The sequence below is a fragment of the Clostridioides sp. ZZV14-6154 genome, assembly GCF_020657785.1.
In the GTDB taxonomy this organism is placed as follows: domain Bacteria; phylum Bacillota; class Clostridia; order Peptostreptococcales; family Peptostreptococcaceae; genus Clostridioides.
The window spans coordinates 1-14,751 of the sequence record NZ_JAGWCY010000011.1 but is presented as its reverse complement, the minus strand read 5'-3'; the positions used below and the strand labels follow the sequence as shown (position 1 = coordinate 14,751).

Annotated in this window: 8 protein-coding genes; 5 read left to right on the top strand and 3 right to left on the bottom strand. The window is 28.7% G+C overall.

Annotated features, from left to right (window positions below; genetic code table 11):
* The first annotated feature begins 170 nt into the window (after positions 1 to 170).
* Complete coding sequence (locus KGF45_RS16525; protein WP_227842901.1) at positions 171 to 590, top strand: hypothetical protein; 420 nt, start codon at positions 171 to 173, stop codon at positions 588 to 590.
* A 24-nt stretch (positions 591 to 614) separates the two neighbouring features.
* The gene (locus KGF45_RS16520) at positions 615 to 5,681 is read left to right on the top strand and encodes a DUF4132 domain-containing protein (protein WP_227842900.1); all 5,067 of its coding nucleotides are present in this window, start codon (positions 615 to 617) and stop codon (positions 5,679 to 5,681) included.
* Positions 5,682 to 5,863: 182 nt separating this feature from the next.
* On the opposite strand, the gene KGF45_RS16515 is transcribed toward KGF45_RS16520, so the two are convergent.
* Both KGF45_RS16515 and KGF45_RS16510 read right to left on the bottom strand, forming a co-directional pair.
* Complete coding sequence (locus tag KGF45_RS16515; protein WP_227829304.1) at positions 5,864 to 6,601, bottom strand: LytR/AlgR family response regulator transcription factor; 738 nt, start codon at positions 6,599 to 6,601, stop codon at positions 5,864 to 5,866.
* An 18-nt stretch (positions 6,602 to 6,619) separates the two neighbouring features.
* On the bottom strand, positions 6,620 to 7,555 hold the full coding sequence (locus KGF45_RS16510) for a sensor histidine kinase (protein WP_227829303.1): 936 nt from the start codon (positions 7,553 to 7,555) through the stop codon (positions 6,620 to 6,622).
* A gap of 207 nt (positions 7,556 to 7,762) precedes the next feature.
* On the opposite strand from KGF45_RS16510, the gene KGF45_RS16505 reads away from it, so the two are divergent.
* From KGF45_RS16505 to KGF45_RS16495, 3 genes are read left to right on the top strand one after another with little or no spacing between them, the layout of a single operon-like run.
* Entirely contained in the window at positions 7,763 to 10,339 is a 2,577-nt protein-coding gene (locus KGF45_RS16505; protein ID WP_227842899.1) for an FtsX-like permease family protein, read from the top strand.
* Between the two features lie 11 nt (positions 10,340 to 10,350).
* Complete coding sequence (locus tag KGF45_RS16500) at positions 10,351 to 11,013, top strand: ABC transporter ATP-binding protein (protein ID WP_227829301.1); 663 nt, start codon at positions 10,351 to 10,353, stop codon at positions 11,011 to 11,013.
* A 39-nt stretch (positions 11,014 to 11,052) separates the two neighbouring features.
* Entirely contained in the window at positions 11,053 to 11,394 is a 342-nt protein-coding gene (locus KGF45_RS16495) for a hypothetical protein (RefSeq protein WP_227829300.1), read from the top strand.
* A 358-nt stretch (positions 11,395 to 11,752) separates the two neighbouring features.
* On the opposite strand, the gene adhE is transcribed toward KGF45_RS16495, so the two are convergent.
* Positions 11,753 to 14,395: a bifunctional acetaldehyde-CoA/alcohol dehydrogenase gene (gene adhE / locus KGF45_RS16490; protein WP_227842898.1), complete on the bottom strand. Its 2,643-nt coding sequence runs from the start codon at positions 14,393 to 14,395 to the stop codon at positions 11,753 to 11,755.
* Between the last annotated feature and the right edge of the window lie 356 nt (positions 14,396 to 14,751).

Here is a 14,751-nt window from a genome sequence, read left to right as displayed (position 1 = left end):
CACAATCAAAAGTTATCTTTTATCTCTTTTTTAGACTTTAAGATAGCTTTTTTTCTATTTTTTGTAAAATAATTCCATAACCCACACTAATATTTCACAAAATGATATAATATAACAAATAGATAAATTTTTTAAGTTTCTTAATACTTAATATTTTGCGAGGTGATTTTATGCAAATTTATTTTAGAGTTAAAGCTGTTGGCAAACGTAGACCTATGCTAGAACTTACCCCCTTTGATTTATCTGACAACATCAATTGCCTAAAAGAGGCTATCTCTGAAATTGTATCTAAAAATGTTCTTGAATATAATGAAAAGACCCCAGAAAAATCAATAATAAGCTTTTTAACTAGTGAAGAGATTGAGTCTCAAGCTACCATTGGAAAAGTTGGATTCGGCTCTATCTACAATGAGAACAAACAATCTGTAGAAAAATCCATAGAAGTTGCACTACAAGCATTTGAAGATGGAATCTATAAAGTTCTTATAAACGAAGATGTTATTGAAGAACTCAATTCTCCTATAAATTTAAAAGATGGTGATATATTCACTTTTATAAGACTCACTCTACTTGCTGGAAGAATGTTTTAAAATAAATAAATTGGAGGTACATAAATGTCAGAACGTACTAGAGTAGAAAAAAATACTAAAATAATTGAAGATTTTAAAAACAATTTTACTAAATCTTCTTCAAAACCATATTACGACTTAGCTAAATCTCTTTGGGATTGTGTAAAAGATGAATCATACTATTATGATGTAAAAGATGAAAATAAATTCTTAGATATGATAAAAAAATACTATAATTGTTATTACTACGAAATTGAAAGTGTAGACACTTTACTTTCTGGTCCTTTAAAAAATGCCTTAGAATTAATGTTTTCTCCTGAACAAGTGGAAGAACTTTGCCAATTAATTAAAAGAAAATTGAATTATCCATATTCAGGAGGATACTATCGTAAAGGATATCGCTCAAATAGACTTAAAGATTATTTTAGAAGTATAATTAGGCTTATTTCACATTATGTTAGTTTGATATATTATGATTTTTCTGTCTTAGATTATCTTACACTTCCAGATAAAGTTCTTCAATATGACTATATAATGAGTGATAAAATCGCACTAGAAATAGATAAAGGAAATAATGATGTAATCAACGCTTTAGAAGAAGTAATTTTTGGAGAAAATCAAACCGCCCTACTTACTAGACAAATGATAATTGGTATTATGAAAAGTCATAGTGAAAAGTGCTATGAAATGCTTTCTAAACTTCTTTTGGCTGCTAAACAACAAGAAGGCCTTAGACAACAAATTGTAGAAAGTCTAGATGAAGGTACAATTCCTGCATCTGTCTATATGTTAAAAACTATCTTAGATAACAATTTAGAAAGATTTAGTTCTGTTATAAGAGCTTTGGATACATGGACAGGACTTGGTTTTTCAGACCAAAAACCTGGAATAATTCGTAAGTGTTTAGAACTTTCATATAAATCATTGACTGATGAAGAGTTTCGTATAGAGTCAATTAATAGTAATGATAACCTTGAAATTTATTTTGCTTTATGGGCAACTGCAACTTACAATATCTACGATTCCTACTCTCTTATTGAAAAATTACTTTCACATGATGAAAAGTACAAAAAGCTTGTGGCACTTTACTTCTTATCAAACACAGAAAGTACATATTTTAAACACTCTGTTGCATCTAAAAATATTAAAGGTGACGATTTAGAGATACTTGCATGGGTAGTTAGAAACTTCTATGTAGAAAGTTCTGTTGGCTACTATTATAATTGGCAAAACAGAAAAGTTGATTTTGACTTATCAGATTCTCCTATTGATAAAAACTTTGAAGCTAGAAAGGAACAATTTGAAAATCTAAAACATACCTTAGAACTTTTAAATTCAAAAACTAAGGAATTTTCTGGCAGTGTATTTCCATGGTCTTGGGTTGAAATTTCTTCTCACAATATACTTAGATGCATGATGACATTAACAGCATATGATATGAATACTCAATTTATGGATGTTCTAATGGACAACTGTCATCTTATGAGTTCAGATTTAAGAGCTTCACTTATAGCTAATTTTATAAATGAGCCAAAAACAGATAAACAACGTAGTTTCTTATTAGAATGTTTGAGCGATAAGAGTGTTTCCAATAGAGAAATTGTATTAACTTTACTTAAAGAACTTGACTTATCAGATGTAGAGTTAGACAGAATAAACAACTTGCTTACTTTAAAAACAAGTTCCATCAGACAAACAGTAATAAAGATTTTACTTGAACAAGATGATTTAAAGCTAGAAAATATTGCTTCTTCTCTAATAAAATCTTCAAATTCGCAAAAATGTCTTGGAGGACTTGAAATTGTAAACTTATTAAAAGACAATACTGATAGACAAGAGCTATATAATAAACTTATTTTATTAGTGGAAAGTGTTGATAAGTCTAAAAAGAATACATCTCAAGTTCAGATATTAATTGATAATTTATTAGGTAAAGCAAAAAATGATTATTGTAAAGAAAATGGATTTGGCATATACAATCCTGAAAATAAGGTTCAAATTCCTGAACAATTTGATTTTAAATGCGATTCCTCTAGTCCATCAAAACTTAATAAGATTATTTCTAATTTAAGCTTATCTTCTAATGAGGATTCTGTTTCTATATCAACTAAAAAAGAAGCTAAGAAGATTCTCGATGTAGATATAAATAAAATATTAAAAGTATATGAAAAATTTGATGAACTTATCATTGAAAATGCAGATTATGAGTATGAAGTTGAGAGATGGTCAGGTAATATGGATAAAATACTTTTAGGTTACTCTACATATAATCTAACTCCTATTAAACGTATAACTGGAAATAATAAGGATACTATTGATAATTATCCATTAGCTGAGCTTTGGAGAGAAACTAGCAAGAAACTTAATTTAGATTATAAAACAATCCTTGAGATTTTATTTTATAGTATACGCCCATGTGCTTATCATGAGATAGAGAAAAGTTGGTTTTCATCTATATATTCAAATGTCCTTGATGAAAAAAAACAAAAGAAATTATATTCAAAATTAGAGAAATTAAAATTTGATGTTCTTACAAGAAGAATACTTTCAGTATTACTAAATGAATTTGACCAGAAAGAAATGTTTGAATACTGTTTGGATACATATTACAAACTAAGAAACCTATTAACTACTGAACAGTGTAAAAAGCAAAGAGTTGAGTTTACTAAAAACTACTATAGACAAAATGAATACTGCCCTGCTTTAGATGCCCCAATTTTGAACTATTGGCTTGGAAAGGCACATTCATTTATTCATGATGATATTTCATTTACTAAGTTCTTCTACACTACATTTGCAAATTATCAACTTCTAGAATATAAATTCCCATTTTATACTAATATAGATATATTTGCTCGTGCATATGAATTGGGATTAATGACTGAGGAACAAATCAATCGAGAAATTGTAACTGGATACAATGCAACAAATATAGTACGAATTTTAACAAATCCTAGATGGAGTGGTGATACATTAGAAAAACATCCATGGCTTGAAAACAATATAAAAACTGTTACAAATAGGATTATAGAAATTGAATCACGTAGAGGTGATATGCCAACAGAAGTTTCTCATCTAGCTGATAATATACAACATTTTGAAGGTATGAATTATTTTGTAAATATCTTAGTTGCTCTTGGTAAAGAAACTTTCCAGAGAGGATATTCATATGGCAGTAATTATTCAAAAAAAGATGTTTTGAGTTCTCTACTTAAAAATTGTTATCCTACTAAAGAAGATAATTCTAAGGAATTAAAAAATTTACTTAAAACTACTGATATTACTGAATTAAGATTAATAGAAGCTGCTATGTATGCTCCTCAATGGGTAAACATAATTGAAAAATATTTAAACTGGAAAGGTTTAAAGAGTACAATTTGGTATTTCCATGCACATATAAATGAAGGATTCTCTGCTCAAAAAGAATCAGAGGTTGCTCTATTCTCTCCTATATCACCACAGAGTTTCATGGATGGAGCATTTGATGTAGATTGGTTTTTGGATTCATATAAAACTATTGGAGAAGAAAGATTCAATATCCTTTACAAATCAGCTAAATACATAACTAGTGGCGGAAACTCTCACAGACGTGCACAGCTTTATGCTGATGCTACACTTGGAAAGCTTGATAAAGACATGCTGATGAAAGAAATTGAAACAAATAGAAATCAAGATAAATTGAGAAGTTTCTCTTTACTTCCTATGAAAAAAGGTGACCTTAAAGAAGCAACTTTCCGTTATGAATTTATTCAAAAGTTTGCTAAAGAAAGCAAACAATTTGGTGCACAACGTCGTGAAAGTGAATCAAAAGCTTGTGCAATAGCAATGGAAAACTTAGCTAGAAGTGCTGGTTTTGAAGATATCAATCGTATGATGTGGGCTCTTGAAACGGAAAAGCTAAATGAAGTTGCTCATCTGTTTAAACCAAAAGATATTGATGGAACTTCACTTTGGATAGATGTTGATGAAAAAGGAAAAACATCTATAAAAGTCCAAAAAGGCGATAAGGCTTTAAAAAGTGTGCCAAAAGCACTTGCAAAACATCCATATGTACTTGAACTTAAATCAGTACAAAAAGATTTAAAAAGTCAGTATTCTCGCGCAAAACAAAGTTTAGAGCAAGCTATGAAAAATGAAACAGTATTTACAGTTAAGGAAATCTCCAATATTTATAAAAACCCAGTTATTTGTCCTTTAGTTAAAAATCTAGTTTGGGTATGTGATGATACTATTGGATATATATATAATGATAAGTCTAAGTTCTTTATTTGTGATACAACTGGTGAATCTTATAGATTAACTGCAAAAAATAAATTAAAACTTGCACATCCAGTTCATCTATTTGAATCTGGTAAGTGGAGTGAATTCCAACATGACTTATTTGATAAGCAAATTGTTCAACCATTTAAGCAAGTGTTCCGTGAATATTATAGAATAAATGCTGACGAATTGTCTGAAAAAACTATATCTCGTAGATATGCTGGTCATCAAATCCAGCCAAAGAAAACGGTAGCACTTCTTAGAAATCAACTTTGGACTGTTGACTATGAGGAAGGTTTACAAAAAGTATTCTACAAAGAAAATATAGTAGCAAAGATGTTTGCACTTGCAGATTGGTTTTCACCAGCAGACATTGAACCTCCAACTATTGAAACAGTAGAATTCTTTAATAGAAAGACTTATAAAAGCTTAGAACTAGCTTCTATACCTCCAATTCTTTTCTCTGAAGTTATGCGTGATATAGACCTTGTTGTAAGTGTTGCTCATGCTGGTGGTGTTGACCCTGAGACAAGCCACTCTACTGTAGAGATGCGTATAGCTATTGCTAAAGAGCTACTATTATTATTAAAGATTAAAAATGTCAATTTTGAAGGCTCTCATGCTCTTATAACAGGTAATTTAGGCGATTATTCTGTACACATGGGTTCTGGTATTGTACATAAAAAAGGAATGGGTGCTTTAAATATACTTCCTGTACATTCTCAAAGTAGAGGTAAGATATTCCTTCCATTTGCTGACGAAGACCCTAAGACTGCTGAGATTATGTCTAAGATATTATTGCTTGCTGAAGATAATAAAATTAAAGACCCTAGTATCTTAAGTAATTTATAAATATAAAACTGTCTCTAAAATATATTGGACTTTCTAATTTTTTAAAGAAAGTCCAATATATTTTACACTATAACTTATATAAATTAGTTCATAATTATAAATAATTTATATAAATCTTTCTTATATATCACCTTCATAGTACTTGCTGTATCACACTAAAAGAAATTTTCCTTCTTCCTTTACTAAAATCTTTTAACCCTATAAAATCTATATAGAAAATCTTTTTCTAGAGATTTGTTTAATATGGCACTTTCTTGAAAATTTATAAACCTTATCTCTAATGAAGATTTATTTATAGGTATAACCTTATGTATAAACCTTAAATTTACTATGTATTGTCTATGAGTCATAAAGAAATTAGGAGGTAGGCGTTTTTTTAAGTCATCAAAGTTCTCATAAAACTTTATTATATCTTCATCTTTAGTATATAGATTAATAGCTCTAGAATTTTTCTCAAACATAACTATATCATCAAAATTAATCATATGTACCTGTTTCCTTATTTTATATACAAAAAGAGTGTCTTCTATAAAATTATTCTTAGCAATTTTATGAGAGTTGATATGGTCTATTGCTATATTAATAGAATCAAGTATTTTTTCTTTTTTAAATGGCTTAACTATAAAATCTATAGGATGCACTTTAAAGCTTTCTAGACTATAATCAGCAAAACCTGTTACAAATACTATATGTATATCCTTATCTATAGAAAGAATTTCTTTAGCAGAATCAATCCCATTTTTATATGGCATATCAATGTCAATAATCAATAAGTCTATTTTCTCATTTTTTATAAATTCAATTGCCTCTATACCATCCTTAACTTTTTTAACATAATCTACATATCCAGACTCTTTAACTATATTTGCTATATCATCTCTTACAATTTTATCATCGTCGCAAATCAAAACTTTTATCACAGACTTTTCTCCTCCTAACTAATAATATTTTGGGATTAAGATTACAAATTCAGTAAAAAAATCATCACTATTTACAAGTATACTATAATCATACTTGTCTAATATGTTTTTAACTAGATGTAACCCATAACCCCTATCTTGCCCTTCTTTAGTACTAAAACCATCCCAAAATATACTTTCAACATTATGTATTTTAGGACCATTATTTTTTATAGCTATAATATACTGAAATTCATCTTCATATGCATGTAATCTTATATATTTCTTTTCCTTTTTTATACCAGACAAAGACTCTATTGCATTGTCTATTATATTTAATAGTACTGAACTCATATCATTAGGTTCAATCTCTAAATTATCCATAAAATCTTGAATGTAGACATCAAAAGATATATCCTTTTCAAGACATTCCTCATATTTTAATGAAGCTATAGCATCTAAATAAGATACTTTTCCATACCTTGAATTTTTTGATTTAAAACTATTTGATATATTCATTATATATTCTTTGGCATCTTCATCTAACCCAGTATTTAATAGAGAATACACTACTTGCAAATGTTTCAAATAGTCATGTTTTTGACTTCTTAATTTGACGATTATATTATCCTTATGATTTATTTTACTATCTAGTTTTTGTAGTTTAGATTCTTGTTCATTGTTATTATTTATCAATCTTATAAATTTAAAGCCTATATAACAACTTAAAATAATTAAAATTAAAAAAAGTATAATATTTAATACTCCTTCAAGTAAAGAATTATATCCTAAACTTAATTGTATATGTTGAATACCCCCCATGAATAAAATCCATACAAAACACGATATAAAAAATGTTAATAGTCCTCTTTTTAATATGTCTAATTCTTTGTAAAACCTGTACTTATTCATTATAAGGTTACTAAATATAAACAAAGCTAATATTACTACAGGAAATATAAAATTGTTCTCCATAATTCCCCTCCCCTCTGCAATTTATATGAGAATTATATCATTTTAAAAAAAATATGTAAAAAGTCAAAATTTACATATAGCTTAATTAAACTTGTAAAAATACATATAAATTTATACAATTAACTACTTAAAACTTGAAAATACTTACTTTGCTATATATTTTAAATAAATATATAATTGATTTAGTTAAGAAAGGAAGTGGTAAATATGAAAGATAATCTGAAAATAGTAGTAAGATACATAAAAAGTTATAAAGCTAGATCTTTAGCAATTGCTCTGAGTATAATTCTTGCTACATCACTTATTGTTGGTATTGGTACCCTCTCAAGAAGTGCTCAGCAAGCAGATGTAGATAGAATGAAAAGAGAAACTGGAGCTGACCATGTATACTTTAAAAATGTAAAGAGAAATCAATTAAAATCCATAAAATCTAGCAAAGATATTAAAAATCTGGGTATAACATCTTACTATGCGTCTACAGATGTTAATGAAAAATTACCTATAAACATACTACATGCAAATAAAAATTACTTGACTAGTCATTCTAAACTTATAAAAGGTCGATTTCCAAAAGCTAGCAATGAGGTGGTAGTCGAGAAATGGATTTTAAATAGTATGGGTTTAAAACCAGAGACAAATCAAGACCTTACTTTTAAATTATATCAAAAAGAAAATCCAGAAACTTTTAAAGTTGTTGGAATACTTGAAGATAGATTTATAGAGAAACAAAAGGGGATGTGTGAAATTTTTTTGAATCTCAATGAATCAAAATTGGATAATTTTACAACTTATATTGAATTTAATGAAGACAGTAATATAAATACAAACATAGACAATATAGCAAAAAATGCTATATTGGATAAGGAAAGTGTGAGAAGAAACTCAATGCTTATAGAGTCTACCATGAAAAATGGTACTTTAGATGACTCAAGTAAATATACTGCAATTGCTATGAGCCTATTTTCTGGTATTGTAATATATAGTATCTATGTTATATCAATATACCAAAGAATACAGGAATATGGTGTCTTAAGAGCTATTGGATCCACTAATTTTAGGATTTTTAAACTTATGTTTTATGAACTTTTCATACTTGCTTTGATAGCAATGCCTATAGGTATATGTACAGGTATGGGGGGTGCACAAATATTTAATAGGTCTGCAGGAAATATTCAATTTGAAGGAAATATAAAGGTTACACCTTTTGTTATTCCAGATAAAATAATCCTCTTATCAATTGCATCTACAATACTAATAATACTAATTATAAGTTTCTTTACATACTTAAAAATAAGAAGAATTTCTCCTATTGATGCTATCAGAAAAACTTTTGGAACTAATAAAAATGTAACCAAAGTTAATTCTTTAATATCAAAATTAACTTTAAATATATCAGTAACAAAATCTATATCTGCAAAAAATATCTTTAGAAATAAAAAGGGCTTCATTATAATTATATTATCTATGAGTATAGGAGGTATAATCGTCATAAAAGACAATTATAAATCTTCTTTTTTAGATGTCCAAAACAAAAGCTCTCAAGAACAAACATATATGAATGCAGATTTTATTCTATCAAATACTTTTTCTAATGAAACTGGTAACAATACTTCTTTCAAGGATATAAAGGGTTTTAATGATAATCAGATAGATAAAATAAAAAATATAGATGGAATTGACAAAGTCAAAACTGCTAGTATCTTAAACACGAGAATAGAGGTAGATAAAATAAATAGATTAGATTACTACGAAGCTATAAATTCAACTCCTTATTATAAGGAATATCCTCTATTTACAAAAAATAATACTACTGGAAAATATACACTAAAGCAAAAGCTAAGAGGTTATAATGATGAGATGATAAAGTCATTAGAAAAATACTTAGTAAGTGGAAATATAAACTTGAAAAAAATGAAAAAAGAAAACTTAGCTATAGTATACGTACCAGAAATTTCTAAAACGAAAAAATACCAGAAGACTTTTACCCATGGTAAAGGAACACCAGTTGTAGATATAAAAGTAGGCGATACTATAAAAGTCAAATATCCAAATGGTAGAATAGATATGGACCTTTATGAAAGTCAAAAAGATAATTATGAATACCTAGAATATGAATTTAAAGTTGGAGCTATTGTAAATTATCCTTTTGCAGATAGTAGTACGTACTCTGGAGATGATGGTGTAGATGTAATAACGAGTAGCGAATATCTAAAAAAATTAACTGGTGTAGATAAGTACAACTTAGTTTATGCAGACCTTAATGAAAATGCAAACAGTAAAAAAATAAATAAACTTTTAGGTAAAATTGGAAGTGAAGTCTCTGGAACTACAACAATAGATATGATGGTAGAAAAAGAAAACTCTGATAAGATGACATCTAGATCCATGATTTATAATTATGGCATAGTAGCAATAATGTTCATAATTAGTGTGCTTAACATAATAAATAACATAAGTTATAACTTAACTTCAAGAACTAGCGAATTTGGAATGTTAAGGGCTATTGGTATCTCTGAGAGAGAATTTAAAAATATGATACTCTATGAGGGAATATTATATGGAGTACTCTCAAGTATAATTACCATCGTGTCAGGACTTATAATACAATTTAAAATGTATTATCTACAGGACTTTGCATCATATGGATTAGATTTTACAATAGATTACAAAATATATATACTAGTTGTTTTAGCAAATATAATTGTAGGTATTCTAGCTACATGTATTCCATCAAGGAAGATAAATAAAATTAGTATAGTTGAAGCTATAAACATCACAGAATAGGAGGGGTAATTATGCCTATATTGGAAACTATTAACTTAGGTAAGATTTATGGAAAAAAGGAAACATCTGTACATGCACTAAAGGATGCAAATTTAAAAATAAATAAGGGTGAATTTGTTGCGATAATTGGTCCAAGTGGAAGTGGGAAAAGTACATTTCTACATTTAGTAGGAGGTCTTGAGAGACCAAGTAATGGTACTATAAAAGTCGATGGTAAAGATATATGTTGTCTTTCAAATAAAAAACTAGCAAAATACAGAAGACAAAAAGTCGGATTTGTATTTCAACAGTATAACTTAATTCCTGTATTAAATGTAAAGGAAAATATAGAATTGCCATTAAAGTTAGACAATAAAAAAGTCGATGAAGAATACATCGAAGACCTTATAACTTTATTGGGACTTAATAAAAGGAAAAATCATCTTCCTAATCAATTATCTGGTGGACAACAACAAAGAGTTGCTATTGCACGTGCTTTATCTGCAAAACCAAGTATAATCCTAGCAGATGAACCAACAGGAAATTTGGATAGTAAAACTACAGAAGAAGTTATGGATTTACTAAAAAGTTCTATAAAAAAATATAACCAAACTCTTATCATAATAACACATAATGAAAATATTGCTAGAAAAGCAGACCGAATTATATCTATAATAGATGGAGAGCTTAGTTAAACTAACACTCTAAAACTACTTATAGAAAAGAGGATTTAAATGTTATTAGTTTTAGGTAATTTAAATTTAGACTTGGATTTTGACTACAGAATAATAAGAGAAGATAATAATGATGTAGATATATTTATAGATATTAATTATCGTAGCTTAGATATAGATACTGATGGCTCTAACTTATTTAATTCTAGAATCCAATTCCCATTTGTAAGAGCATTAATTCTAAGGTTGAATAAAAACAATCATTGCATGACAATTCATTTGTTAAGAGATATAGATTTATTTTCTGCCTTTGCTAACTTCGAGGTAGATTACAGCGACTCTGTAATAAATATAAAAAATCAAAATGAGAAAGTAGTTTTAAATAAATCTATCAAAAAGTAGTAAGGGGGCCTTAATAGGCCCCAGTTTTTTTGTTTTCTATACCTATTATATCATGATAAATAGATTAGTCAATAGAATTTTCTGAATATTTTTATAATTTTTTCATAAAGTTTTTTATATATTTTGCTTTAAAATTATATGTAATAAAAAAATTTTGTGACTAATTTTAAAGTTAATTGATTAAATATACATATTCAAAATCAATATGAATTTTCTTACCTTTTATCATTTTTATTTAGGTTTTAAGTTATAATCTATTATTAACAAATTATTTATATAGTTCTAGTAAAATTCTATTTATATGCAAATCGAATAATTTATATACAAATCTAATAGAATCGATATTCTAAAATGAATATTATTTACCATAATAAACTTTCAAATATATCTCTTTTAATTCACTCATCAATGGATATCTAGGATTAGCACCTGTACATTGGTCATCAAATGCTTGTTCAACCATAGCATCCAATCCCTCTAAGAATTTAGCTTCATCTACTCCTGCTTCTTTTATAGTCTTAGGAAGACCCACTCTTGCCTTTAATTCATCTATTGCTTTTATAAGATTATCCACTTTTTCTTGGTCTGTATTCCCCTTAATTCCTGCAAAAGAAGCAAATTCAGCATATCTTTGTATACAATCAGGGTGTCTGTATTGTGAAAATGCACCCATTTTATTTGGAGCCTCTGCACAATTGAACTTGATTACTTCATTTATTAATAATGCATTTGCAACACCATGTTGAACATGGTGGAATGCACCAAGTTTATGTGCCATAGAGTGGCAAATTCCTAAGAAAGCATTCGCAAAAGCCATACCAGCCATAGTAGATGCCATTGCCATTTTTTCTCTTGCTACTTTATCAGTCTTTCCATTTTTATATGCACGAGGTAAATACTCAAATATTATTTTACCTGCTTGAAGTGCTAGTCCATCAGCTGGTTCAGTTCTTAACATAGATACATATGCTTCTAGTGCATGTGTTAAGGCATCAACACCTGACGCTGCTGTTAATCTTGGTGGCATTTCCATCATCATATCTGCATCAATTATAGCCATATTTGGCATTAATTCATAATCTGCTAATGGATATTTTACACCTGAATCTTGGTCAGTTATAACTGCAAATGGAGTTACTTCTGAACCAGTTCCTGCTGAAGTCGGAATAGCTGCAAAGTATGCTTTTTCACCCATCTTAGGGAATGCATATACTCTTTTTCTTATATCCATAAATCTCATTGCTAAATCTTGGAAATCTATTTCTGGATGTTCATACATTACCCACATTATCTTGCCGGCATCCATTGCACTACCTCCACCTACAGATATTATTAAGTCTGGTTGGAAATCAGCCATAGCCTTAGCCCCTTCTCTTGCACAAGCTAGTGTTGGGTCTGGAGCAACATCAAAGAATGTAGTATGCTTAATTCCCATTTCATCTAATAAATCAGTTAGTTTCTTAGTATATCCATTATTGTAAAGGAAAGAGTCTGTTACTATAAAAGCTTTCTTTTTGTTCATAACATCTTTAAATTCTCTTGCTGCTACACCTAAACATCCTTTTTTAAAATAAACTTTTTGTGGGGCTCTAAACCAAAGCATATTCTCTCTCCTTTCAGCTACTGTCTTGATATTAAGTAAATGCTTAACTCCTACGTTTTCTGATACAGAGTTTCCACCCCAAGAACCGCAACCAAGAGTAAGAGATGGAGCCAATTTAAAGTTATATAAATCACCTATACCACCTTGTGATGATGGAGTATTAACTAATACTCTACAAGTCTTCATAGCATTTACAAACTTCTCTACTCTCTCTGGTTGATTTATAGAGTCTACATACAATGATGAAGTATGACCATACCCACCATCAGCAACTAATTTTTCAGCCTTAGCAACTGCATCTTCAAAACTCTTAGACTTGTACATTGCAAGGACAGGAGAAAGTTTTTCATGTGCAAAAGGTTCCTCTACTTCAACAGATTCAACTTCGCCAATTATTATCCTAGCTGTTTTTGGTACTTCTACATCTGCCATTTTAGCTATTACATGAGCTGGTTGCCCAACTATTTTGGCATTTAAAGTTCCATCAATTATTACTACTTTACCTACCTTTTCTGTTTCTTCTTTATTTAAGAAATGTGCGCCACGATATTTAAATTCTTTTTTAACTTCTTCATATATTTTTTCTGGTACTATTACTGCTTGCTCAGAAGCACATATCATACCATTATCAAATGATTTTGATACTAATATTGAACTTACAGCCATTTTTATATCTGCACTCTCATCTATTATTGCAGGTACATTTCCAGGTCCAACTCCAACAGCTGGCTTACCTGAAGAGTATGCAGATTTAACCATTCCAGGTCCACCAGTAGCTAATATAAGGTCTGCTTCTGCCATAACAACATTAGTCAATTCAATTGAAGGCACATCTACCCAACCTATAAGACCTTTTGGTGCTCCTGCCTTAACTGCCGCATCATGTACAACTCTAGCCGCTTCTATAGTACAGTTTTTAGCTCTTGGATGAGGTGAAAAAATTATACCATTTCTAGTCTTTAGGGCTATTAGTGATTTGAATATAGCAGTTGATGTAGGGTTAGTTGTTGGTATAACTGCTGATAATACACCTACTGGTTCAGCAATTTTCGTAAATCCAAATGCCTCATCTTTTTCTATGACACCACAAGTTTTAGTATTTTTATAAGCATTGTATATATATTCTGAAGCAAAATGATTTTTTATAACTTTATCTTCAACAATACCCATACCAGTCTCTTCAACTGCCATTTTTGCTAGAGGAATTCTCTGTTGATTTGCTGCTGTTGAGGCTGCTAAGAAAATTTTATCTACTTGTTCTTGTGTAAATGTTGCAAATTCTTTTTGTGCTAATCTTATTTCTTCTAGCCTTATTTTTAATGTTTCAACACTGTTGACAATCTCAGGACTACATACTTCAACATTTGACTTCTCTACAATCTTTTCTTTTTTATCCATACCAAAAACCTCCCTAAAATAATTATGCATCCTCATATTTTTTATAAATCTTAAATGCATTATCTATATCTTTTAACCTATACTTAAAATAATTTTATAGATTTAATCTCTACACTTTAGATTTTATTTCCTTTATTGTTCTAGGTCAAGAAGTTTTTTTCTGAATATTTCGTGAATTTATTTTTTAACAAATACATTATTTTTTTTACTATTATTAAATTTTTTTACTTAAATGAGATGTATTTCATTTAAATAATTTAATTTAACTAAATAAAACACTAAAATGATAATTTATATCTTTCATTTTTTTAACTTATTAAATTTTATATGTTATTTGTACAAGTAATATATAATAT

Bases quoted from the DNA above. Each gene is read 5' to 3' on its own strand.
- KGF45_RS16505 (WP_227842899.1), top strand. From the start codon at position 7,763: ATGAAAGATAATCTGAAAATAGTAGTAAGATACATAAAAAGTTATAAA.
- KGF45_RS16520 (WP_227842900.1), top strand. From the start codon at position 615: ATGTCAGAACGTACTAGAGTAGAAAAAAATACTAAAATAATTGAAGAT.
- KGF45_RS16525 (WP_227842901.1), top strand. From the start codon at position 171: ATGCAAATTTATTTTAGAGTTAAAGCTGTTGGCAAACGTAGACCTATG.
- KGF45_RS16500 (WP_227829301.1), top strand. From the start codon at position 10,351: ATGCCTATATTGGAAACTATTAACTTAGGTAAGATTTATGGAAAAAAG.
- KGF45_RS16510 (WP_227829303.1), bottom strand. From the start codon at position 7,555: ATGGAGAACAATTTTATATTTCCTGTAGTAATATTAGCTTTGTTTATA.
- KGF45_RS16495 (WP_227829300.1), top strand. From the start codon at position 11,053: ATGTTATTAGTTTTAGGTAATTTAAATTTAGACTTGGATTTTGACTAC.
- adhE (WP_227842898.1), bottom strand. From the start codon at position 14,395: ATGGATAAAAAAGAAAAGATTGTAGAGAAGTCAAATGTTGAAGTATGT.